The following is a 22670-nucleotide window of genomic DNA, read 5'->3' as shown; positions in this document are numbered from 1 at the left end:
TTCATGCGGTGGCACCTTCGGTGGTCGGTCGGGCTGGGGGCATCGGCCGGGCGGACCCGAAGCCGGGAGCCCCCCGTTGATCACCGAGCACACACGGTAGTCGCCACCAACCTGTGCGCGACGGGCAGTTGTCGAACTTGCCCGCCATCCGTCCCGCTCTGGTATGACCTCTCGCACGGGCGCCCGATTACGTCGCATTGACCCCGGAGCGTCCACGTCCCGGCTCCCCGGACGGGGCCACCTGAAGGATGAGCAGACCGGGGCGGCTACCATATGAGCGCCGCCTAGCTCGAAAGATAAACACGTGACTGTCAATGACGACTCGTTCACCAACTGGATGCACCGCGAGGAGATCGCGGAGTCGATGATCCCGATCATCGGGAAGCTGCACCGCGAGCAGGACGTGAACGTCCTGCTGCACAGCCGCTCCCTGGTGAACAAGTCGGTGGTCAGCATCCTCAAGACCCACCGCTTCGCCCGGCAGATCGCCGGTGAGGAACTCTCGGTCACCGAGACGATGCCGTTCCTGCGGGCGCTGACGACACTCGACCTCGGCCCCTCCCAGATCGACATAGGCATGCTGGCCGCGACGTTCCGCGCCGACGACCGCGGCCTGAGCGTGGAGGAGTTCACCGCCGAGGCCGTCGCCGGCGCGACCGGTGCCAACAAGATCGAGCGCCGCGACTCGCGCGATGTCGTCCTCTACGGCTTCGGCCGCATCGGCCGCCTCATCGCCCGCCTCCTCATCGAGAAGGCCGGTTCCGGCAACGGACTGCGGCTGCGCGCCATCGTCGTACGCAAGGGCTCCGGCCAGGACATCGTCAAGCGCGCCTCACTGCTGCGGCGCGACTCGATCCACGGCCAGTTCTCCGGCACGATCACCGTCGACGAGGCGAACAGCAAGATCATCGCCAACGGCAACGAGATCAAGGTGATCTACTCGGACGACCCGACGTCGGTGGACTACACCGAGCACGGGATCAAGGACGCCATCCTGATCGACAACACCGGCCGGTGGCGCGACCGCGCGGGGCTCTCGAACCACCTGCGCCCGGGCATCGCCAAGGTCGTCCTGACCGCGCCGGGCAAGGGCGACGTCCCCAACATCGTCCACGGGGTCAACCACGACACGATCAAGGACGACGAGCAGGTCCTGTCCTGCGCGTCCTGCACCACCAACGCGATCGTCCCGCCGCTCAAGGCGATGGCGGACGAGTACGGCGTCCTGCGCGGCCACGTCGAGACCGTCCACTCGTACACCAACGACCAGAACCTGCTGGACAATTACCACAGCTCCGACCGGCGCGGCCGCTCGGCGGCGCTCAACATGGTCATCACCGAGACCGGTGCCGCCTCGGCCGTCGCCAAGGCGCTGCCCGACCTGGACGCACCGATCACCGGCAGCTCCATCCGCGTCCCGGTGCCGGACGTCTCGATCGCGATCCTGAGCCTGCGCCTGGGGCGCGAGACCAACCGCGTGGAGGTCCTCGACTACCTCCGCAACGTGTCGCTGGCCTCGCCGCTCAAGCGCCAGATCGACTTCATCAGCGCCCCCGACGCGGTCTCCAGCGACTTCATCGGCTCGCGCCACGCCTCGATCGTCGACGCGGGCGCCACCAAGGTCGACGGCGACAACGCGATCCTCTACCTCTGGTACGACAACGAGTTCGGCTACTCGTGCCAGGTCATCCGGGTCGTCCAGCACGTCTCCGGCGTGGAGTACCCGACGTACCCGGCCCCGGCCGTCTGACACTCCACCGGGCCCCCCTCCGTGAGGAGGGGGCAGCCGCACAGCACGGCCTCGCGGACCGGCGCCCCTGCCCCGGGGTGCCGGCCCGCTCCGGTTCGACCACCTCTTCGGGAGAGAACCGGGGGTCCCCGCGACGGCTCCGTCGAGCCAGCGGGAGCAGGAGCGGGACGGCCGGAGCCCCGGGTCGGGAGGCACCCCTTCCCCCCGCGGGACGGCTGCCCGCGATGACGAGGCACCACCGGAGGCTCCAGGCCCGAAAGGGCCGCGGAGGCGGCTCCGCGGGCGGGCGATCCCCCGAAGCCCCGGGCCTTCCGTACGCGGACGACCCTCGTCTGCATGTTCTCCGCCTGCACCGCGCCGGTGGCCGGAATACTGACGACGGCTGGATATTCGGCGGTACCGAGGCGGAGGGGCAGAACCGGGAGACGACGGTCGGCGAACCGCCATGCCTGGAATCCGAGTGCCGCGGCAAGGATTCGGAGCCGACGGGTTGGCATATCGGGTCCTGGACGGCTGCCGCGACCTGGCCGGGCCGCACCTGCGTCGAACTGCCCCACAGCCCTCGCTGCTGATCCGCCTGGGCCCGCATCACCGATGCCCAGGTCCCGACACCGCCAGAGTGGAGGGGCCCCGGGGAGCCCGCAACGAGCGCTCGGTGACGTATGAGAACGACACCTACTCCCCCATGACCTAGGCGCCCTACCCGGCTTCCGCGCGGGCCTGCGAAGTGATCAGGGACAAGGAGAGCCGCACCCCGGCGGGCGGGCCCTCGTCCATGCCGCTCGCACCCACCGACGAGCGCGAACCGGCCCGCGAGTCCGCGCCGACGCAGCGCGGCCAGAGCTTGGTCCGTCCGGGAGCCGGGGACGGAGAGCGGCTGGGGACAGGTCCGTCATGGAGCCGGGGGTGGGTGCCCGCCCGGCCCCCACGGTTCACCACTCCCCGGCTCCCGCTGTCACCGCTCCCCGGCTCCCGCCGTCAGCACTCCCCGGCCACATCGAGGTCGCGCCGCGCGACCGGTGCGCCGTCCGGGACCGCGTCCGGTGCCGTCGTACGCCACTTCGGGTCGGCCATCGGGGCGGAGACGGCCCGCCACCAGGGCTCCACCGGGAGCGTTCCGGCAGGTTCGAAGGGTTCGCCCGGGCGGGGGAACGCCGCCGCCTGTTCGGCCTCCTCGGCGGCGTCCTTCGTCCACTCGCCGGGCTCGGCCCAGGCGTGCGGGGCGAGGTTGAAGGTGCCCCAGTGGATCGGCAGCATCACCCCGTGCGGGCGGCCGCCCTGGAGGTCCAGATGCGCCCGCATCCCCTCGGCGGGGGTCATGTGGATGTCCGGCCAGTACTCCGAGTAGGCGCCGATCTGGATCATCGTGGCGTCGAAGGGGCCGTGCTCGGCGCCGATGTCCCGGAAGCCGGGGAAGTAGCCGGTATCACCGCTGTGGTAGATCCGGTGCTCCGGGCCGGAGACCGCCCAGGAGGCCCACAGGGTGTGCTGGTTGTTCCGCAGGCCGCGGCCGCAGAAGTGGCGGGCGGGCGTGGCGGTGAGGCTGATGCCGTTGACCTCGGCGGTCTCGTTCCAGTCGAGCTCGCGCAGCCGGTCGGGCGCCACCCCCCAGCGCTCCAGATGGGCGCCGACCCCGAGCGGCACGGCGAAGACGGTGTCCGTGCCCGCCAGCGCGCGGATCGTCGGCAGGTCGAGGTGGTCGTAGTGGTCGTGGGAGATCACCACCACGTCGACCGGGCCGAGCACGGCCAGCGGCACCGGCACCGGGTGCAGGCGCTTGGGTCCGGCGAACGGGAACGGGGAACACCGGTCGCCCCACACCGGGTCGAACAGGACCCGGCTGCCGTCGATCTCGGCGAGGACGCTGGAGTGGCCCATCCAGGTCAGCCGCAGCCCGGTGGCGGGCGGTGCGGCCAGGTCCGCGAGGGTGGTGGCATGGACCGGGACGGGGCCCGCCGGCGCCCTGCGGATCCGCTGCTCCTTCTGGAAGTAGACCTTGGCGAACTCCAGCCCGGACCCGGACGGCCTGGTCCGGGCCCCCAGCGGATTCTGGAACACGCCGTCGGCGAAGTTCGGCGAGCTGAGGATGCGCTGCATCCGCGCTCCGGCGGGATCGGCCCCGAAGGGTTCGGAGCGCATCGAACGCAGTTTCGTACGGAAGGGGACAAAGTAGTCGGCGCCGGTCACAACATCTCCTGGGGGAGTCGGTGTCATCTCATTATCGTCGGACTGTCCGACAGGGCGAGAAGAGAAAGGTGAACGGGGCAGCCGCCCCGGCCGGCGGGACCCGGCACGCGGTGGGCGGGATCCCCGTCGGGGCTCGCCGCGATCCGCTCGGTGGCGGTTCAGCCACGCGGCTGTCCGTAGACATGGTCGATGCGGAGCGTGAGCAGCACCCTGCCGTCCTCGACCATGGCCCGCCGGTAGTCCTCCCAGTCCGGGTGCTCACCCTTCACATCGCGGTACAGCTTGATCAATGCCTCCACCGTGGCGTCGTCCCGTTCGGCGGCGGGCGGGGTCAGCTCGGCGGTACCGTCCGCGACGGTCCAGGCCCAGCGGTCGTCGCTGGTCACGTGGTAGCTCGCGCGAGGGTCACGCCGCAGGTTGCGGGTCTTCGCCCGGCCCTCCGTGATCGATACCCGGATCACCCGCTCGTCGGGATAATAGGCGTGATTGACGTTGGACAGCTGGGGCCGCCCGTCCCGCTTGAGAGTGACCAGCACTCCCCGTCGTGCTCGCCGAAGAGACGGAGCAGCGCTTCCTGTGCCGGTGCGAATGACGTCATGAACCGTCCAACGTGCCTGCCGCCCCAGGGATTCCGGGCCGACGACTCCCGCAGGAGGTGTCACGTACCGGAGCCGCCGGCGCGTCATCCCCATGACGGCATGATCTTCGGTGACCGGCAGTGACCGGAGGATTGACTAGGGTGGCCGGGTGGCAAGAGTCCGGTTGAACGTGGCGGAACGGCGCGAGGAGCTGTTGAAGGCGACGGTCGAACAGATCGAGATCCGCGGGGCCTCCTCCGTGCGGATCGCCGATGTGGCGTCCGCGCTGGGGGTGAGCAACGCGCTGGTGCTCTACCACTTCTCGACCAAGGAGAAGCTGGTCTCCGCCGCCTTCTCGTACGCGGCCGAGTCCGACCTCGCCCAGCTGCGGAGGCTGCTGGCCCGCCGCACCACCGCCGTACGCCGCCTGCGGGCCGCCGTGCGATGGTACGCGCCGACCGGGCAGGCCAAGGGGTGGCGGCTGTGGATCGAGGGGTGGGCGGCCTCCCTGCGCGAGCCCGCCCTGCGCGAGGTGGCGGGCCACCTCGACCAGCGGTGGAAGGCGGAGCTGGCCGAGGTCATCGCGGAGGGCGCCGCCGCCGGTGAGTTCCGGTGCGAGGACCCGGAGTCGGCGGCCTGGCGGCTGACCGCCCTGCTGGACGGTCTGGCCGTGCAGATGACCTCCTACGCCGGTCCGCTCTCCCGGACCACGATGCTGCGCTGGACCGATGACGCGCTCGCCCGCGAGCTGGGCATCGACCACGCCGCGCTGACCGGCTGACACGTCTGCCGGGCCGACGCCGACGCGCCAGGTCCGAAGGGGTCCGGCCCACCGTGTGGCGCAACAGGACTGTCAAGTGCGGCTCGGGTCAGGTCCGGCGCGTCAGGTCTGACGTACCGGCGCGTAGGCGGCGCCGTCCAGTCCGAACGTCCAGGCGACCCCGTCCTTCGCGGTCCGCGTCGTGGGCGGTACGCGGAGCCAGTAGGTGCGGTGGGTGCCGTCGGGCTCCGGGGTGGAGTTGACCACCTCGACCATCACCACGTCCTCGTCGCCTTCGAGCGCGATGCGCCAGAGGATGCCCGTCTCGTCGCGGTGGACGGGCTCGGCCCCCGACTCCGTGAGGTAGCGGTCGTAGCCGTAGAACTCCAGCATCACGCGGCGCAGCTCCGCGTTCTCCTCCTCGCGTATCCGCTGCGGGGTGAGGGACGCCAGCTCCGCCAGGAACGCGGCGGGCACCGGCATGCCCCGCCATGCGTACAGGGCGAACCCGTCCGGGTAGGCGAGGGCAGGACCGGCCCCGTGGTCGAGTCTGCCCGCCTCGTCGCGGTGCAGGACCTCGGGCCGCTCGCTGATGACCACGGCCTTCTCGTACGGCCACCACCAGCCCGCGTTCCGCGCGACCTCGGCCAGGCCGGTGAGCCGGTCGCCGCGCCCGTCGAAGGCGGCGAGCCAGGCGGCGTCGTGCTGGCCGAGGACCGCGTCGAGGAGGACCAGCCGCACACCGCCCTCGTCCTCCGGCCTGGGTGCCAGATCGGCGACGACGCCGGACCGGATGCGCTCGGCGAGCGCGGCCGTGGTCTCCCAGAGCTGGGCCCCGGTGGCGGACCAGAGAGCGGACCAGCCGGCCGGGCCCAGCTCGTCGTACATCCGGCGGCGCTCCTCGGCCCACGGCCGGGTGCGGACCTCTTCGCGCACCGACCGTCCGGCGTCGGTCAGCTTCTCGACGGCTTCGACGGCCGCCCTGGGCGATCCGGCCCAGACGATCCGCTCGGGCTCGGCGAGCCCGGCGGTGCGGTAGGCGCGGCGCACGCCCTCCTCGGCGGCCGCCCGGTCCGCCGTGCCGGTCGCCGCCGCCACGTCCCGCCAGGAATTCACGTGCTGCATCGGTTGTCCCGTCCCCTGTTGTGCTCGGTCTGATTGTCGGTGTCTGTGCTGGTGGGTCTGTGGTGGCGGCCACGAGAGCGGCCGCCGGCCCCGGTAGCGGTCAGTCCGCGACGATGCGGATCGCGCCGGGCGCGTACTCCCGCTGGCGCACCACCCGGAACCAGCCCTGCGGCAGCGCGATCGTGGCGTGCTCCTCGTGCACCACCCGTCCGCCCTCGGGGAGATGGAGCAGCATCGGGCCGAACGGTCCCGCCTCCCGGATCAGCCGGCCGGGCCCCTGCACGGCGTGGGCGTGCCCGGTCACCTCCCCCAGCGCGAGCACCAGCCGCCCCCGCCCGTCGCGCAGTTCGCCCGATGCCTTGAGGAAGGGGGCGGGCACCGCCGACTCCTCCAGCGCCATGATCAGTACATCGCCCTGCCGGTACACAGACGTCTCCCCTCGGTCGCGGCACCCGCTGTGCCGACCACGGGAAAAACGCTACGGGCAGGGTCTGACAACGGGCCCTGCGCGCGGGCCCGGAGACGTCGGACGACCGGCTCGAAGCGGTCCCGGTCGCGGCGTTGTCAGTGCGGCTTGATAAACCTTGCGGACATCAGCCGTCCCCAGGACCAGGAGCTCAGTGCGATGTACGGTGCCCAGCATCTGCAAGCGTTCGGCGGCCTTCCGGCCGTCGACTTCCAGCACAAGGACCGCCAGGCCGACCGGCCCGCGGCCGGTGATGTGGCCTGGCGCATCTCCGTCGATCCCTACGACGACGAGGACCAGAGCTGGGAGCAGGAGTTCGCCGCCTTCCTGGACGCGGTCGATCCGGCCGGGGTCAGGGTGCTGATCATCGGCCAGTGGGGCGAGGCGTACGAGGAGAACTCCTCGGTGCCGATCAGCCTGGTGATCGCCGCCGCCGAGCGGCTGACCTCGCTGGAGGCGGTGTTCGTCGGGGATCTGGAGGCGGAGCAGGCCGAGATCACCTGGATCGAGCAGTCGGATGTGACGGCGCTGCTGGCCGCCTTCCCCGCGCTGACCGAGTTCGGGGTCCGGGGCGGCACCGACCTGGTGTTCCCGCCGACGAAGCACGACCGGCTGCGGTCGCTGACCATCCAGGCGGGCGGTCTGCCCGTCCAGGTGGTCCGAGGGGTGCTGGACAGCGAGCTGCCCGCGCTGGAGCGGCTGGACCTCTGGCTCGGCATCTCGGCCTACGGCGGCGACACCGATGTGGCGGACCTGGCGCCGCTGCTCTCGGGCACCCGGTTCCCCCGCCTGCACCACCTGGGGCTGCGCAACAGCGAGGTGCAGAACGAGATCGCGGCGGCGGTCGCGTCCGCTCCGGTCGTGGCCCAGCTCAAGACCCTCGACCTGTCGAACGGGACGCTGGGCGACGAGGGCGCGGCCGCGCTCCTCGCAGGACAGCCGCTCACCCACCTCGACCTGCTGGACCTCCACCACCACTTCCTCACGGAGGCGATGGAGCAGCGGGTCCGCTCGGCCCTGGAGCCGCACGGGGTGCGCGTCGATCTGTCCGAGCGGAACGAGCCGTGGGACAACCGCGGCGCCGAGGGCCGCTACACGGCCGTCTCGGAGTGAGGTGTCATGACCTACATCGATATCGAGCATCCTGACCACTTCAACGGCCTGCCGGTCCATACCTGGGCGGCGTCCGGGGCCCGGCCAGCCGCCGACACGGTGGCCTGGCGGCTGGAGACCGACTACGACGAACAGACGGACTTCGCCGTCCTGTGGCAGCGGTTCCTCGACAGCGTCGACACGGCACAGGTCCGGGCACTCCTCATCGGCCCGTGGTGGGACGGGGACTACAGCTCCTTCGAGCCCGTGCGGGACCTGCTGGTCGCGCACGCGGACCGTTTTCCGGCCCTGCGGGGGCTGTTCCTCGCCGATGTGGTGAGTGAGGAGTGCGAGGTGTCGTGGCTGCAGATGTGCGACGTCACCCCGGTTCTCGAAGCGCTGCCGTGGTTGGAGGAGTTCACGGTGCGCGGCTGCGGCGAGGACGGGCTGGCGCTGCGGCCGGTCCGCCATACGGCGCTGAAGTCGCTGCGCTTCGAGTCGGGCGGGCTGCCCGGCGATCTGGTGCGGGCGGTCGCCGCGAGTGAACTGCCCGCGCTGGAGCGGCTGGACCTGTGGTTCGGCAGCTCGTGGTACGGCGCGGATGCCACGGTGGAGGACATCGGGCCGGTCCTGTCGGGCGGCACGTTGCCCCGGCTGCGCCACCTGGGCCTGCAGAACAGCGAGCTCCAGGACGGGATAGCGGCGGCCGTGGCGTCGGCGCCCGTCGTCGCCCAGCTGGATACCCTGGCGCTCTCCATGGGCACCCTCAGCGACATCGGCGGGGAGGCCCTGCTGAACGGGCAGCCGCTGAACCACCTCTCCACTCTCGACCTGCGCCACCACTACCTCAGCGGCCCGGTGCTGGAGCGGATCAGGGTCGCGTGCGCCCCGGCCGTGGTGGAGGGCGACGAGGCCGAGGAGGACTACGCGGACCCGGACGAGGAACCGGAGCGCTATGTCGCCGTCAGCGAGTAGCCCGGGCAGCGTGGCGGCCCCGCGTCTCGCGGTCGTGGGCAATCCGGAGAACCGCCGGGTCGCCTTCTTCCGGGAGGCCGTGCGGGCCGCCGGGCTGGAGCCGGCCCGGGTGGTGCCCTGGCTCCAGGTGCTGCGCGGCGAGGCGGCGTTCGAGCCGGGCGAGACCGTACGGATCGACTCGCCCGGCGAGAACGCGGAGGTGGAGCGGCTGCTGCGCGGGGTCGACGATCCGACCCGGGTGGAGGGGTCCGCGCGGTGGTACGCCGGGTTCCGCACTGCGGTCGGCGAGGTGGCGCGGGCGGCCTCGGCGGCCGGTGCCGAGACGCTCTCCTCGCCCGGTGACCTCGCCGCGCTCTTCGACAAGCGGCTCTGCCACGCCCGCCTGGCGGCTGCGGAGGTGCCGGTTCCCCCGTCGCCCACGTCCGGCCCGGACGCGGCGGAGGTGCGGGGCTGGTCCGACGTACGGGCGCTGATGCGGGAGCACCGGATGCCCCGGGCGTTCGTGAAGCTCGCGCACGGCTCCTCCGCCTCGGGGGTGCTGGCGGTGGAGACGGCGGGTCCCGGCCGGGTCCGGGCGAGCACCTCGGTGGAACGCGACGCCGAGGGGCGGCTGTACAACTCGCTGAGGGTCCGGCGGTACACCACGGAGCAGGAGGTGGGCGCGCTCGTGGACGCGCTCGCCCCGGACGGGCTGCACATCGAACGCTGGCTGCCGAAGGCGTCCCAGCGGGGGCGGGCCGCCGATCTGCGGATCGTGGTGGTCGGCGGCCGGGCCACCCATGCCGTCGTGCGCACCAGCCTCTCCCCCATGACCAACCTCCATCTCGGGGGCGCCCGCGGCGATCTCGACGAGGTCCGGGCCGCCGTGTCGGCGGTGGGCGGCTGCTGGCGCGAGGCGCTGGCGGTGTGCGAGCGGGCCGCCGCCTGCTTCCCCGGGACGCTCTGTGTGGGCGTCGATCTGCTGCCCGCGGCCGGCTGGCGGCGCTTCGCCGTCGGTGAGGTCAACGCCTTCGGTGATCTGCTGCCCGGGCTGACCGGGCTGCCGGGCAGCGGTGCCGAGGGGCTGGACACCTATGCGGCGCAGGTCGCCGCCGTACTGGACCGAACGAGGAACGACCATGCCGTCACGTCTCCCTGATCTCCCACGACCCGATATGGCCGAGGTCGTGGGCAGCCATGACCTGCTGCTGGTCACCCTGGACACGCTGCGCCACGATGTCGCCGCCGAGCTGGCCGCCGCCGGGCGCATCCCCAACCTGGCCGCGCGTCTCCCCGGCGGTGTCTGGGAGAGGCGGCATGCGCCGGGCAGCTTCACCTACGCCTCGCACCAGGCGATGTTCGCCGGTTTCCTGCCGACGCCCGCCGCCCCCGGCCCGCATCCGAGACTGTTCGCGGCGCGCTTCGCGGGCAGCGAGACGACGGCGGACGGCACGTTCGTCTTCGACACCCCGGACCTGGTGTCGGGGCTCGCCGCCGAGGGGTATCGCACGGTCTGCATCGGCGGCGTCGGGTTCTTCAACAAGCAGGGACCGCTGGGGTCGGTGCTGCCCGGTATGTTCCAGGAGAGCCACTGGGAGCCGGAGTTCGGTGTCGCCTCACCGACCTCGTTCGAGGAGCAGGTGACCCGGGCGGAGAAGGTGGTGGCCGGGCTCCCCGAGGAGCAGCGGCTCCTCCTCTTCGTCAATGTGTCCGCGCTGCACCAGCCGAACTGGTTCCACACCCCGGGCGCGACCCGTGAGGCCGGTGACTCCCGGGCCACGCACGCCGCCGCCCTGGAGTACGTCGACCGGCACATCGGCCGGCTCTTCGCCGCCGCGAGCAGCCGCCGCCGCTGCTTCGCCATCGTCTGCTCCGACCACGGCACGACGTACGGCGACGACGGCTACACCGGCCACCGGCTCGGCCACGAAGCCGTCTGGACCGTGCCGTACGCCCATTTCTTCCTCGAACCGGGGGCCTCCTGATGACCACCACCGCGCCTCCCGCCGTGAGGCCGTACGAGAGTTACGTCTACGCCTATCCGCACAAGACCGCCTACCGCCCCCTGACGGACCGGCCCGCGCTGCGTGAGCTGTGGGCGGCGGAGCCCAAGAACGCCCTCTCCCTCTACCTCCACATCCCCTTCTGCGAGGTCCGCTGCGGCTTCTGCAATCTCTTCACCCGGATCGGCGCGCCCGAGGAGCTGACGACCCGCTATCTCGACGCCCTGGACCGGCAGGCCGTGGCCGTACGGGACGCGCTCGGCGACGACGAGCCGGTGCGGTTCGCGGCGGCGGCGTTCGGCGGCGGGACGCCGACCTTCCTGACCGCGGCTGAGCTGGAGCGGCTCTGCGACATCGCGGAGAAGCGCATGGGCGCCGACCTGCTCGCGGTGCCGCTGTCGGTGGAGACGTCCCCGTCCACCGCGACCGCCGACCGGCTGGCCGTGCTGGCCGACCGGGGTACGACCCGGGTGAGCATCGGCGTGCAGAGCTTCGTGGACGAGGAGGCCCGGGCCGCCGTCCGGCCGCAGCGCCGGGCCGAGGTGGAGGCGGCGCTCGGCCGGATCCGGGACGCCCGGACACCGGTGCTGAACATCGACCTGATCTACGGCATCGACGGCCAGACCGAGCGCACCTGGCTCACCTCGCTGGACGCCGCGCTGGCCTGGCGGCCGGAGGAGCTGTATCTCTACCCGCTGTACGTCCGCCCGCTGACCGGTCTGCACCGGCTGGGCGGCGGCGGGAGTGGCCCGGAGGCGGAGGCCCTGGAGCAGGCCGCCTGGGACGAGCAGCGGCTGCGGCTCTACGCGGTGGGCCGGGACCATCTGCTGGCGCACGGCTACGAGCAGGTGTCGATGCGGATGTTCCGCCGCGCCGACGCCCCTTTGGAGGCGCAGGACGGCCCCGAGGACTACGCGTGCCAGACCGACGGCATGATCGGGCTCGGCTGCGGGGCCCGTTCCTACACGGCGGCGCTGCACTACTCCTTCGACTACGCCGTCGACATGCGGGAGATCCGCTCCATCATCGACCGCTTCACCACCGCCGAGGACTTCTCCCGGGCCGAGGTCGGCAGACACGTCGACGTGGCCGAGGCCCGCAGGCGCCACCTCCTCCAGTCCCTGCTCCAGACGGCCGGTCTGCCCGTGGCCGACTACCGCGCCCGCTTCGGCACGGACCCGCGCGAGGATTTCCCCGCCGAGCTGGAGCGGTTCGCGGACCGGGGCTGGCTGGACACCCGGGCACCGGAGGGTCTCCTGCGGCTCTCCCCGCTGGGGCTGGCCCACTCGGACGCGCTGGGTCCGGCGCTGTTCTCCCCCGGGGTACGGGCCGCGATGGCCGCGTACGAGCGGAAGTGAGCGGGGCATGGACCTGACCATCCTCTACCGGGGCCCGCTGGCCTCGTGCGACTACGACTGTCCGTACTGCCCGTTCGCCAAACGGCGGGACAGCCGGGCGCAGTTGACCTCCGACCGGGAGGCGCTGGAGCGGTTCACGGCGTGGGCGGCGGCGCAGACCGGTGACCGGCTCTCCGTGCTGTTCACGCCGTGGGGCGAGGGCCTGGTGCGCTCCTGGTACCGGCGCGCGCTGACCGAGCTCTCCCAGTTGCCGCACATCGGCCGGGTCGCCATCCAGACGAACCTCAGCGGCCGCACCGCGTGGCTCGCGGACGCCGATCCGGAGCGGGTCGCGCTCTGGTGCACGTACCACCCGGGGCAGACACCGTACGAGCGGTTCCTCGGCCGCTGCCGGGAGCTGTCCGAGCGCGGGATCCGGTTCAGCGTGGGCGTGGTGGGGTTCGACGAGCACCTCGACGAGGCGCGGCGGCTGCGCGCCGCACTGCCCGCCGAGGTCTACCTCTGGGTGAACGCCGCCGAGGGGCATACGTACACCGACGCGGAGGCCGAGCGGTGGACGGAGCTGGACCCGCTCTTCCCGTACAGCAGGCATCCGCACCGCTCGGCGGGGCTGCCCTGCCGGACGGGCGAATCGGTGATCTCGGTGGACGGTGAGGGCACGGTGCGCCGCTGCCACTTCGTCAAGGCGGAGCTGGGCAACCTCTACGACGGCAGCTACCGCGCGGCGCTGCGCCCCCGGGCCTGTCCGCTCGCCGTGTGCGACTGTCACATCGGCTATGTGCACCTGGAGACACTGCCGCTGTACGACGTGTTCGCGGGCGGCGTCCTGGAGCGGATACCCGCCGGGGCCGGCGCGGGCAAGCCGCCGACCGGGCCCCTCCCCACGGGCCCGCTCCGGCGTGCGCTTCCCCTGCTGGAGCCCTGACCGCTACAGCGGCAGCAGGTCCGGCCGCTTCGCCTCGACATGGTCGCCGGACGATTCGCCGCGAAGCCGCCGGCCGATCCACGGCACCAGGTACTCCCGGGCCCACTGGATGTTGTCGCGCCGCTCGTCGAAGGGGCGGCGCTGGGCCTGCGGCGGCCAGGGCTGGTCCGGGTCTGCGGGCACCTCGTGGCCGAGGACCTGGGCGGCGCGCAGCGCGACACGGGTGTGGCCCTCGGGCGAGAGATGGAGCCGGTCGGCGTCCCAGGCGCGCCGGTCCTGGACCGAGCGCAGCGACCACAGGTCGAGTACGGGGCACTGGTAGCGGTCGGCGATGGCCCTCAGGTGGACGTTGTACGTGGCGATCTTGCCGCGCATATGGCGCAGGACCGGGACGCCCCGGGTGTCGAAGCCGGTGGTGACCATGACGGTGCCGACCGCGTTCGTGAGGTCCGCGACGGCCCGCTCGAAACGCTCGGCGAGGTCGTCGGGGTCGGTGCCGGGCCGGATGATGTCGTTGCCGCCCGCACAGAAGCTGACCAGGTCGGGGGCCAGCTCCTTGGCGCGCGGGATCTGCTCCTCGACGATCTGGTCGAGGAGGCGTCCGCGTACGGCGAGATTGGCGTAACGGAAATTCCCGTGCCGGGTCTCGTCCGGGTTCGTCGCCGCGTCGGTCGCCGGGAGCCGGTCGGCGAGCAGAACCGCGAACCGGTCCGCCCAGCCGACGAAGGTGCCGTCGGGGCCGGGGTCTCCGACGCCTTCGGTGAAACTGTCCCCGATCGCCGCGTACGACCCGATGATGTTCTGCTGCTGGGTTCTCGAATCGTCTGCCACAAGCACATATCCTGCACCGTTCAATGTGACCTACGCGACCGTAATATAGGGTTGACGGGTGGTGAGATAGACCACCCGGTCAGTTTTTGGTAAACCCGGAATAAGCGGAGGGGCGGTGCGCCGCAGCGCACCGCCCCTCGATCACTCCTTGGCGCCCTCGGGTCAGAGGGACACGCCGTGCTGCCGCAGGTAGGCGACCGGGTCGACGTCCGAGCCGTAGCCCGGGCCGGTGCGGACCTCGAAGTGGAGGTGCGGTCCGGTGGAGTTGCCGGTGGAGCCGGAGAGGCCGATCTGCTGGCCGCCGGTGACGGTCTGGCCGGCGGAGACGCTCAGCGAGGACTGGTGGGCGTACTGGGAGTACATGCCGTCCTCGTGCTTGATGACGACCTCGTTGCCGTACGAGCCACTCCAGCCGGCCGAGACGACGGTGCCCGGGCCGATGGCCTTGACGGGGGTGCCGGAGGCGGCCTGGAAGTCAGAGCCGGTGTGGTAGCCGCTGGACCAGCTGGAGCCGGAAGCGCGGTACTGGGTGGTGACGTTGGCGTTGGCCAGCGGGGCGGTCCAGCCGGAGCCGGTGGACTGCGAGGAGCCGGTCCGGGCGGAGGTGCCGGACCGGGCTGCGGCGTCGGACTCGTCGGCCGAGATGGTGTCACCCTTGGGGGCCGGCTCGGCCTTCTTCGGGGCGGCCTTCGGGGCTGCCTTCGGGGCTGCCTTGGGCGCCGGGGCGGCCTTCTCGGCCTGCGAAGGCGCGGCGGAGCCGGGCGCCTTGGCGCCGAGGGTCAGCTTCATGCCCGGGAAGATCAGGCTGGGGTTCCCGCCGACGGTGGAGCGGTTGTCCTGGTAGAGCTTCTGCCAGCCGCCCTTGACCTGGTGCTCTGCCGCGATCTTGGCGAGGTAGTCGCCGGAGACGACGGAGTACGTCTTCGGGGCGGCCTTCTTCGCCGTGGTGGGCGCGGACTGCGGTGCGGCCTGCTGGGCGCTCTGCACGGCGGCGGGCTTGACTGCGGGGGCCGCCTTCTCCGCGGCGTGGGCGCCGGTGGCGCCGATCAGCGGGAGGGCGAGTACGGCGCCGCCGGTGCCCGCGGCGAGGACGCCGCGGTGGATCGGGCCGGACTTGGGACGACGGTGCTTACCCTTTGCGGGCATGGGGAATTTCCTCTCCGGCGCCTGCGAGGTGAGCTGTCGGGTTCGGGCTGGAGATGCCCGGTCGCCGGGTGGCGACTTCACCCCGAGCCGGTCCGGATCGCTCCGGGCCGGCGGCTTACCTGGTTCCCCCGCTCCTGCCACACGTGAGTGGGTGGGTGCGAATTCCGGTCGGCGGCAGGATTAGGCGGTCCGTCCGGATTGACGGTGACCGTAAACGAGTCAGGACGACAGGAACAAGCCGTCGGTTGCACGCCGGAAACATCGATTCCATTTCGCTTCGGATTTCCCGTCACACTCCGTGGATTACGGATCTTGGCTTTCCGTACGGATCCCGGAAAAACGCCCGGGCACCGCAGCCACGGTCCGTCACGGATATGATCCCGCTCACCTGCGAAATCTCATCTCCCCCATTATCGGGGCATGTTCTACGAAATACATCAATACGGACATGGGGTGGGCGCCAAACCTGACGCACCGTCAGCAGTTCGCCGATTTCACCGTGCACCGATGTCGTATCGTCGCAGGAGCGCCCTCGCCGGAGAGCCGCGCCGACGCCAGAGATTCCAGGAGCCACCGTGACGCAGCAGGTGCCGCAGGTCCCGCCGACCGAGACCGCACTGACCGGAGTCCGCAACTTCCGCGACGTGGGCGGGCTCCCCACCACGGACGGGCGGCGCACGGCCTTCGGCAGGCTCTACCGCAGCGGCCACCTGGCGCACGCCACCGCCGAGGACGCGCTCTTCCTCGGCGGGCTCGGGCTGCACACCGTCTTCGACTTCCGCAACTCCGCCGACCACCGACTCGACGGATACGACATCGAGCTGGCCGGTGTCCGCAATGTCAGCATTCCCCTCTCCGACCCGGCCGACGGAGCCGAGTTCTGGCGGCTCGTGCGCGACGGAAACATCGAGCAGCTGCGCTCCATCCTCGCCGACGGCAAGGGCACCGAGCGCATGATCACCATGTACCGGTCGACCATCGTGGACCGCACCGCCGAGCACAGCCGGGTGCTGCACGCCCTGGCCGAGGACAGCGTGCCCGCCCTGATGCACTGCGCGGCGGGCAAGGACCGGGCCGGTCTGTCCATCGCGGTCTCGCTGCTCGCCGTCGGCGTGGAGCGCGAGGCGATCGAGGCGGACTACCTCAAGTCCAACGACCCCCACCGCCGGTACAAGGTGAAGCGCACGGACATGTCCGAGGTAGGGATGTCCGCCGAGGTGATGGAGCTGCTCAACCCGCTCTTCGGGGCGCAGTCCTCCTACCTCGCGGCGGCGTACGCCGCCATCGACGAGACCTGGGGCACGACCGACCGCTATCTGACGGAGGGGCTGGGCCTCTCGCCCCAGACCCGGGAACGGCTGCGCGAACGCCTCCTCGACCAGGGCTGACGGTCTACTTGGCGCCCGCCACCGCGAAGAGCAGGTAGAGGAAGGCCGCGATCACGTGGCCGACCACCAGGTAGGCGAAGAGCCGGATCACCAGACCGCGCGGCATCCGGCGCTCCTGCGTGTCCTTCGCCGCCTTCGGGCGCCTCGGGGTGAGCGGGTCGTAGTGCTCGGAATCGGACATGACGGTCCTCTCTGCCGGCCTCGCGGCCGGTGGGACGAAGGGGTCAGCGCGCGTGGAGTGCGTTGCCGAGACAGAGCTCGGCCGCGGGGCTCTGCAGCAGGGAGTGGACGAAGAGCAGCTCCGCCCCGCCCCGGTCCAGGGCCGCGATGCGGTGCGGGGTGAGCGAGTCGAAGTGGGCGCTGTCGCCCGGGTCCAGATCGTGCACGGTCTCCCCCAGCGCGACCCGCAGCCGCCCGCCCAGGAGGTACAGCCACTCCTCGCCGGGGTGCACGCGGACCAGATCACCCTGGGCGCCGTACGGGACCCGGACCCGCAGCGCCTGCATGGCGCGGCCGGAGCCGCCCGCCCGGCGGTACATCCAGCCGTCGGCCTCGGCGCCCTCGAAGGCGCCGCCCCGGATGACCGCCTCCCGCTCGGGCGGCTTCTCGCCGAGCAGCTCGGAGACCGTCGTACCGTAGACGCGGGCCAGGCCCAGCAGCATCGGCAGCGAGGGCTGTCTGCGGCCGGTCTCCAGCCGGGAGAGGTGGGCCGGGGAGAGTCCGGCCCGCTGGGCGGCGGTCTCCAGGGTGAAGCCGCGGCCTCGGCGCAGGTCGCGCAGTCGGGGTGCGACGCCGGGGAGCTCCTCGGCCGCCCCTTCGTCCGGTGGTTTCATGGTTCCATTGGGCCAGGAACTTTCCTCCCAGGCAAATGGATTGCCTCAGAGGCAATACTCAGCGGTTGGCCATGGCCTGCTTGACCAGGGTCCGGCCGAAGTCCCACATCAGGCCGCCACCGCTGTGCGCGTCGTCCATGACCTCGGTGAAGGCCGCTACGAAGCGCTCCACCTCCGCCTCCCCGATGGTCAGCGGCGGGATCAGCTTGATCACTTCCAGGTGGTCGCCGGAGACCTGGGTGAGGATGCGGTGCTTCCGGAGCAGCGGCACCACGACCATCTGGGCGAAGAGTCCCTTGCGGGCCGCCTGGAGCATGGTCCAGCGGCCGCGGAGCTTCAGCGAGGTGGGGCGGCCGAACTCGATGCCGATCATCAGCCCGCGCCCGCGCACCTCGTGCAGCAGCTCGTAGCGGTCCACCAGGGCGGCGAGCCGCTCCCGCAGCAGATCACCGGTGCGCCGGGCGCCCGCGACGATCTCCTCGTCCTCCATCACCGTGAGCACCGCGAGCCCCGCCGCCATGGCCTGGGCGTTGGAGCCGAAGCTGGCGGAGTGGACGAGGACCCGGTCCATCGAGGAGTAGACCTTGCGGAAGATCCACTCCTTGCCGAGCGTCGCGCCGACCGGCACATAGCCGCCGGAGAGCGCCTTGGCCACACAGACCAGGTCGGGTTCGACACCGTCCTCGTGCTGGTACGCGTAGAAGTCACCGGTCCTGCCGAGCCCCGTCTGCACCTCGTCGGCGATCAGGAGCGCCTTGTGCCGGTGCAGCAGCTCCTGCGCCTCCCGCAGGAAGCCGGGCGGCGCGGCGTGCACGCCTTTGCCCTGGATCGGCTCCACGACCAGGGCAGCCACGTCCCCGCGCTTCAGCTCCCGGCGCAGCGCGTCCAGGTCACCGAGCGCGATCGGGGTGTCGGGCAGCAGCGGGGCGAAGCCGTCCCGGAAGCCGCTCTCTCCGTTGACGGAGAGCGAGCCGGTGGTCAGCCCGTGGAAGGCGTGGTCGCAGTAGAGGACGCGCGGTTTCCCGGTGGCGTACCGGGCGAACTTCAGTGCCGTCTCGACCGCCTCCGTACCGCTGTTCCCGAAGAAGACGCGGTCCAGGTGCGGGCTGTGGCCGAGCAGCTTCTCGGCGAGCAGCCCGGGCAGCGGCTGGCAGTCGAAGCGGGTGAGGTCGGCGAGCTGGGCGTCGAGGACGTCGTGCAGGGCCTGGCGGACGACCGGGTGGTGCCGGCCGATGCCCATCACACCGAACCCGGCCAGCATGTCGAGGTAGTCGTTGCCCTCCGCGTCCCAGAAGTACGCGCCCTCGGCCCGCTCGTAGACCTTGTCGAAGCCGATGGTGTGCAGCATGCGCGGCAGCTGGTGGTTGAGATGGCGCGCGTGCAGCTCGTACCGCTCGGCCCCGCGCTCCGCCAGGAGCCGTCCCAGGTCGAAGCCCTGGGGCCCGCCGTCCGTCATCGCCCGCTCTCCTCCGTGCGTTCCGTGGGTCGGTACGTGCGGTGAGGGGGCCGGTCGCCCGGCCCCCTCACCGTCACGACGTCACCGGTTGCTGCTGATGGTCTCCCGCGCCGCGCGCAGGGACTCCTTCAGCGACCCCATGGTGGCGAGGACGGCCGTGGGTTCGTAGCCGCAGTGCGCCATGCAGTTGGCACAGCGCGGGTCCTTGCCCCGGCCGTACTTCTCCCAGTCGGTCTCCTCGATGAGCTGACGGTACGTCGGTACGTAGCCGTCGCTCATCAGGTAGCAGGGACGCTGCCAGCCGAAGAGCGAGTAGTTGGGGATCGCCCAAGCGGTGCACGGGAAGTCGGCCTTGCCCTCCAGGAAGTCCAGGAAGAGCGGCGAGTGGTTGAGCCGCCAGCGGGCCCGGTTGCCGCCCGCGAAGGCCTTCTTGAAGAGTTCACGGGTCTGGTCGACACCGAGGAAGTGCTCCTGGTCGGGCGCCTTCTCGTACGCGTAGGCGGGCGAGATCATCATCTCGTCGACCTTGAGGTCGTCGTTGAGGTAGTTGAGGACCTCGATGATGGTCTGCGGGGTGTCGGTGTTGAAGAAGGTGGAGTTGGTGGTGACGCGGAAGCCGCGCGCCTTGGCCTCCTTCATCGCGGCGACGGCCTCGTCGAAGACGCCTTCCTTGGCGACCGACTCGTCGTGCCGCTGGCGCAGTCCGTCGATGTGCACGGCGAAGGCGAAGTAGGGCGAGGGGGTGAACTTGTCCAGCTTCTTGCGCATGAGCATCGCGTTGGTGCAGAGGAAGACGTACTTCTTCTTCGCGACGAGCTGGCGCACGATCTCGTCGATCTGCGGATGCATCAGCGGCTCGCCGCCGGCGATGGAGACCATGGGGGCACCGGATTCGAGCACCGCGCCCACGGCCTGCGCGACCGGCATGCGCTGCTTCAGGACACCGGCCGGGTGCTGGATCTTCCCGCACCCCTCGCAGGCGAGGTTGCAGGCGAACAACGGCTCCAGTTCGACGATCAGCGGGAACTTCTCACGCTTGCGGAGCTTCTGTTCGAAGAGATACGTCGCGACCTTGATGGACTGACGGAGCGGCATGGCCATCTGGCTCACCTCCTGGGGAGCAGTAAAGATCGGTGCCATTCGTAAAAAGCGGGAAGGACGGCACGGAGAACACGGAAGGCCGATATTCCACCGCGTACCGTGCCGATACGGACGAGCTCATGCTCTGGAGCGTCCACGACCACCCGGACGGCCGCAACCGGGCGCGGTCCGTGGCACAGGGCGGTACGCAGTGTCGCGGCGGACTCCATGTCCACCGCGATGGCCCCGGTGGCCCGCAGCGCGGCCCGTTCGGGGCCGCGTACGACGTGGTCGGAGCCGGTGAGGGGGCCGGTGTGGACGGTGGAGCCGGGGACCGCCCGGGCCAGGGCGGCGACCAGCAGCCCGGTGCCGGTGCAGGGGGTGGCCCCGTCCGCGTCCCGGGTCTCCTCGGCGACGACCAGGTCCCCGGGGTGCATCCCGGGGGCGAGGCCGGCGCAGAAGCCGGAGGCGATGACGGCGGCATCCGGTACGCCACCCGGGGCGAGGGCCGCCGCCACGGCCGCCTCCGCCGCCCGGGGGCCCATCCCGGTCCGCAGGACCCGCACCGGGCCCCCGGCCCGCTTGCCGCTGCGCAGGGCGAGCTGCTCGATGCCCAGTGCGCAGGCGACCAGCAGCGGGGCGCGGGGCGCCGTGGACTCCGGCGCGCCGGCCATCAGGCCCCCTTGGCGACGCCCGTACGGTCGGCGAACGGGTCGCCGTACACGTAGCGCCCGAGTGCCGTGAGGGGGAAGACCTGCCGGTAGAGGTGGTAGTTGATGGAGAAGTCCCAGGGGAAGCCGGTGCCGGTGAAATACGGCTCGTCCCAGGAGCCGTCGGCCTGCTGGGCCTCGGTCAGCCAGGTGACCCCGCGGGCGACGGCCCGGCTGTCGCGGCGGCCCGCGGCGAGCAGGGCGAGCAGCGCCCAGGCGGTCTGGGAGGCGGTGGACTCACCGTGCCCGATCCACTTCTCCTCCTGATACGAGCGCAGGTCCTCGCCCCAGCCGCCGTCGTCGTTCTGCACGGACTCCAGCCAGGTCACCGCCCGGCGGACCGAGGGGTGTCCGGCGGGCAGTCCGGCGGCGACCAGTGCGGGCACCACCGATCCCGTCCCGTAGACGTAGTTGACGCCCCAGCGGCCGAACCAGGCGCCGCACGCCTCCTGTTCGGCGAGCAGCCATTCGATGCCCCGCCGGGTACGGGGGTGGCTGCCGAGCCCTTCGACGGCGAGCATCTCCACCACATGGCCGGTGACATCGGCCGAGGGCGGGTCGATGACCTCGCCGAAGTCGCAGAAGGGCAGGCGGTTGGGGAAGGGGCTAGTGTTATCTGCGTCGAACGCGCCCCAGGCACCGTTGCGGGACTGCATCCCGAGGTTCCAGCGCACCCCGCGTTCGATGGCGGCTTCCAGCCGGGCGGGGTCGGGGTGGCGCACCCGGCGCAGCGCCAGGACGACTTCGGCGGTGTCGTCGATGTCCGGGTAGTTGTCGTTGTGGAACTCGAACGCCCAGCCGCCTGGGGCCAGTTCGGGTCTACGTACGGACCAGTCGCCGGGCCGGGTGATCTCCTCGGCCAGCATCCAGTCGGCGGCCTTCACCAGCGCCGGGTGGTCGGGTCTGAGTCCGCCGTCGACCAGGGCGATGGTGGCCAGGCAGGTGTCCCAGACTGGCGACTGGCAGGCCTCGACCATCCGGGCGCCGTCCTCGCGGTGGACGGCGAACCGGTCCAGCGAGGCCAGGCCCGCCTTCATCACCGGGTGGTCGAGGTCGTAGCCGAGCAGGTGCAGGGCGATGACGGAGTAGACGGCCGGGGGCTGGATACCGCCCCAGCAGCCGTCGTTCTCCTGGCGTTCGACGATCCACCGGGCGGCCACGTTCATCGCGATCCGGCGCAGCAGGCGGGGGGCGACCTTGTGATAGAGGTGCAGCCCCTTGTCCAGGCGCTGGAAGAGGCCGTCCCAACTGGCCGCCGGGGCCATCTTCCTGGGCGGGTTGGGCTCGGCGGGGTCGGTGTGCAGCTCGTCCAGGGCGAAGGGCGCGGGCCGCACGGGGCGCTTCGCGGAGACGATGGTCAGGGGAACGATGGTCTGGCGGGCCCAGCAGCCGAAGTCGTAGATGTTGAGCGGGACCCACTTGGGGAAGAACATCAGCTCGGGCGGGAGTTCGGGGAGGTCGTCCCACTTCCACCAGCCGAACAGGGCCAGCCAGATCCGGGTGAAGACGCGGGCGGCCGCGATGCCGCCCTGCTCCCTGACCCAGGCGGAGGCGCGCGCCATGTGCGGTTCGTCGGGGCGGTCCCCGGCCAGCCGCAGGGCCACATAGGCCTCGATGGTGGCGGAGAGGTCGCTCGGCCCCTCGTAGAAGGTGTTCCAGGTGCCGTCGCCGAGCTGTTCGCCCCGGATGAAGAGGGCGGCGGCCCGGGTGGTCTCCGGGTCCTGGATCCCGAGGAACTGGCGCAGGAGCAGGTCCTCGGCGTCCATCGTGACGTTGGTGGCCAGGTCGCCCTTCCACCAGCCCTGCTCGTCCTGTCTGCCCAGGAGGTGGGCCACGGAGCGTTCCGCGGCCTGCCGCGCGGCGGCGAGTACGTCGTCCGCGGCGGTGGTCGTGTCGGCCGGATGCCCTGCCGGGGTCGCGGAGAGGTTCGCGGCCCCGGTGGATCCGTCGGTCGTCGCTGTCATGAGCTTCCCCTTACGTGCAGTGGTCTTCTCTGCTGTGCTGGGGTCTCCGTCGGCCGGCGCCCCT

General features: G+C 71.5%; 20 protein-coding genes, 1 pseudogene and 1 riboswitch. Of the genes and pseudogenes, 9 read left to right on the top strand and 12 right to left on the bottom strand.

Translation table 11 applies throughout. The features are described from left to right. The first annotated feature begins 304 nt into the window (after window positions 1–304). A complete protein-coding gene (locus D6270_RS30090) occupies window positions 305–1750 on the top strand; it encodes a glyceraldehyde-3-phosphate dehydrogenase (protein ID WP_109162551.1) in 1446 nt (481 codons plus the stop codon). Between the two features lie 978 nt (window positions 1751–2728). On the opposite strand, the gene D6270_RS30085 is transcribed toward D6270_RS30090, so the two are convergent. Then, complete coding sequence (locus tag D6270_RS30085; RefSeq protein ID WP_109162552.1) at window positions 2729–3937, bottom strand: MBL fold metallo-hydrolase; 1209 nt, start codon at window positions 3935–3937, stop codon at window positions 2729–2731. A gap of 158 nt (window positions 3938–4095) precedes the next feature. Beyond that, window positions 4096–4535 (bottom strand): annotated as a pseudogene (locus tag D6270_RS30080) (PPOX class F420-dependent oxidoreductase). Between the two features lie 149 nt (window positions 4536–4684). Between D6270_RS30080 and D6270_RS30075 the strand changes: the two are divergent. After that, window positions 4685–5296, top strand: a complete 612-nt coding sequence (locus D6270_RS30075) for a TetR/AcrR family transcriptional regulator (protein ID WP_109162554.1) — start codon at window positions 4685–4687, stop codon at window positions 5294–5296. Window positions 5297–5398: 102 nt separating this feature from the next. Here the strand turns inward: D6270_RS30075 and D6270_RS30070 are convergent, their stop codons facing one another. After that, window positions 5399–6400: a DUF6745 domain-containing protein gene (locus D6270_RS30070; protein WP_109162555.1), complete on the bottom strand. Its 1002-nt coding sequence runs from the start codon at window positions 6398–6400 to the stop codon at window positions 5399–5401. A 100-nt stretch (window positions 6401–6500) separates the two neighbouring features. Beyond that, complete coding sequence (locus D6270_RS30065; protein ID WP_015612722.1) at window positions 6501–6827, bottom strand: DUF8820 family protein; 327 nt, start codon at window positions 6825–6827, stop codon at window positions 6501–6503. A gap of 198 nt (window positions 6828–7025) precedes the next feature. Here D6270_RS30065 and D6270_RS30060 point away from each other — a divergent pair, with 198 nt between their 5' ends. The 6 genes from D6270_RS30060 to D6270_RS30035 are packed head-to-tail and all read left to right on the top strand — an operon-like array spanning window position 7026 to window position 13198. Further along, on the top strand, window positions 7026–7979 hold the full coding sequence (locus tag D6270_RS30060) for an STM4015 family protein (protein ID WP_109162556.1): 954 nt from the start codon (window positions 7026–7028) through the stop codon (window positions 7977–7979). 6 nt (window positions 7980–7985) lie between these two features. Next, window positions 7986–8933, top strand: a complete 948-nt coding sequence (locus D6270_RS30055) for an STM4015 family protein (RefSeq protein WP_109162557.1) — start codon at window positions 7986–7988, stop codon at window positions 8931–8933. Next, window positions 8914–10071 carry an STM4014 family protein gene (locus D6270_RS30050; protein ID WP_109162558.1) on the top strand — a complete coding sequence of 386 codons (1158 nt, stop codon included), beginning with the start codon at window positions 8914–8916 and terminating at the stop codon, window positions 10069–10071. Before D6270_RS30055 ends, D6270_RS30050 begins: the two co-directional genes overlap by 20 nt. A gap of 16 nt (window positions 10072–10087) precedes the next feature. Continuing rightward, on the top strand, window positions 10088–10897 hold the full coding sequence (locus D6270_RS30045; RefSeq protein WP_109162559.1) for an STM4013/SEN3800 family hydrolase: 810 nt from the start codon (window positions 10088–10090) through the stop codon (window positions 10895–10897). Next, entirely contained in the window at window positions 10897–12273 is a 1377-nt protein-coding gene (locus tag D6270_RS30040; protein ID WP_109162560.1) for an STM4012 family radical SAM protein, read from the top strand. Before D6270_RS30045 ends, D6270_RS30040 begins: the two co-directional genes overlap by 1 nt. A 7-nt stretch (window positions 12274–12280) precedes the next feature. Further along, window positions 12281–13198 (top strand): STM4011 family radical SAM protein, encoded by a 918-nt coding sequence (locus tag D6270_RS30035; protein WP_109162561.1) that lies wholly within the window; start codon window positions 12281–12283, stop codon window positions 13196–13198. 3 nt (window positions 13199–13201) lie between these two features. Here the strand turns inward: D6270_RS30035 and D6270_RS30030 are convergent, their stop codons facing one another. Further along, on the bottom strand, window positions 13202–14029 hold the full coding sequence (locus D6270_RS30030; protein WP_109162562.1) for an SGNH/GDSL hydrolase family protein: 828 nt from the start codon (window positions 14027–14029) through the stop codon (window positions 13202–13204). A gap of 162 nt (window positions 14030–14191) precedes the next feature. After that, window positions 14192–15175, bottom strand: coding sequence for a M23 family metallopeptidase (locus D6270_RS30025; RefSeq protein ID WP_109162563.1), 984 nt, complete (start codon window positions 15173–15175; stop codon window positions 14192–14194). Window positions 15176–15178: 3 nt separating this feature from the next. After that, a riboswitch (cyclic di-AMP (ydaO/yuaA leader) is annotated at window positions 15179–15339 on the bottom strand. 411 nt (window positions 15340–15750) lie between these two features. Here D6270_RS30025 and D6270_RS30020 point away from each other — a divergent pair. After that, window positions 15751–16563: a tyrosine-protein phosphatase gene (locus D6270_RS30020; RefSeq protein ID WP_109162564.1), complete on the top strand. Its 813-nt coding sequence runs from the start codon at window positions 15751–15753 to the stop codon at window positions 16561–16563. 4 nt (window positions 16564–16567) lie between these two features. On the opposite strand, the gene D6270_RS33460 is transcribed toward D6270_RS30020, so the two are convergent. The 6 genes from D6270_RS33460 to shc form a co-directional block, all read right to left on the bottom strand. Beyond that, window positions 16568–16744: a DUF6126 family protein gene (locus D6270_RS33460; RefSeq protein ID WP_202418525.1), complete on the bottom strand. Its 177-nt coding sequence runs from the start codon at window positions 16742–16744 to the stop codon at window positions 16568–16570. Window positions 16745–16787: 43 nt separating this feature from the next. Continuing rightward, window positions 16788–17396, bottom strand: coding sequence for a helix-turn-helix domain-containing protein (locus tag D6270_RS30015; RefSeq protein ID WP_109162565.1), 609 nt, complete (start codon window positions 17394–17396; stop codon window positions 16788–16790). A gap of 58 nt (window positions 17397–17454) precedes the next feature. After that, the gene (locus tag D6270_RS30010; protein ID WP_109162566.1) at window positions 17455–18852 is read right to left on the bottom strand and encodes an aspartate aminotransferase family protein; all 1398 of its coding nucleotides are present in this window, start codon (window positions 18850–18852) and stop codon (window positions 17455–17457) included. Between the two features lie 81 nt (window positions 18853–18933). After that, a complete protein-coding gene (hpnH, locus tag D6270_RS30005) occupies window positions 18934–19953 on the bottom strand; it encodes an adenosyl-hopene transferase HpnH (protein ID WP_109162567.1) in 1020 nt (339 codons plus the stop codon). Between the two features lie 5 nt (window positions 19954–19958). Continuing rightward, window positions 19959–20606 carry a phosphorylase family protein gene (locus tag D6270_RS30000; RefSeq protein ID WP_109162568.1) on the bottom strand — a complete coding sequence of 216 codons (648 nt, stop codon included), beginning with the start codon at window positions 20604–20606 and terminating at the stop codon, window positions 19959–19961. Further along, window positions 20606–22606 carry a squalene--hopene cyclase gene (gene shc, locus D6270_RS29995; protein WP_109162569.1) on the bottom strand — a complete coding sequence of 667 codons (2001 nt, stop codon included), beginning with the start codon at window positions 22604–22606 and terminating at the stop codon, window positions 20606–20608. The genes D6270_RS30000 and shc overlap by 1 nt, the downstream gene beginning before the upstream one ends. Between the last annotated feature and the right edge of the window lie 64 nt (window positions 22607–22670).

The organism is Streptomyces griseus subsp. griseus (assembly GCF_003610995.1).
Lineage (GTDB): Bacteria > Actinomycetota > Actinomycetes > Streptomycetales > Streptomycetaceae > Streptomyces.
Note: the sequence above shows the minus strand (reverse complement) of the source record. Positions and strands in the feature narration are given on the sequence as shown.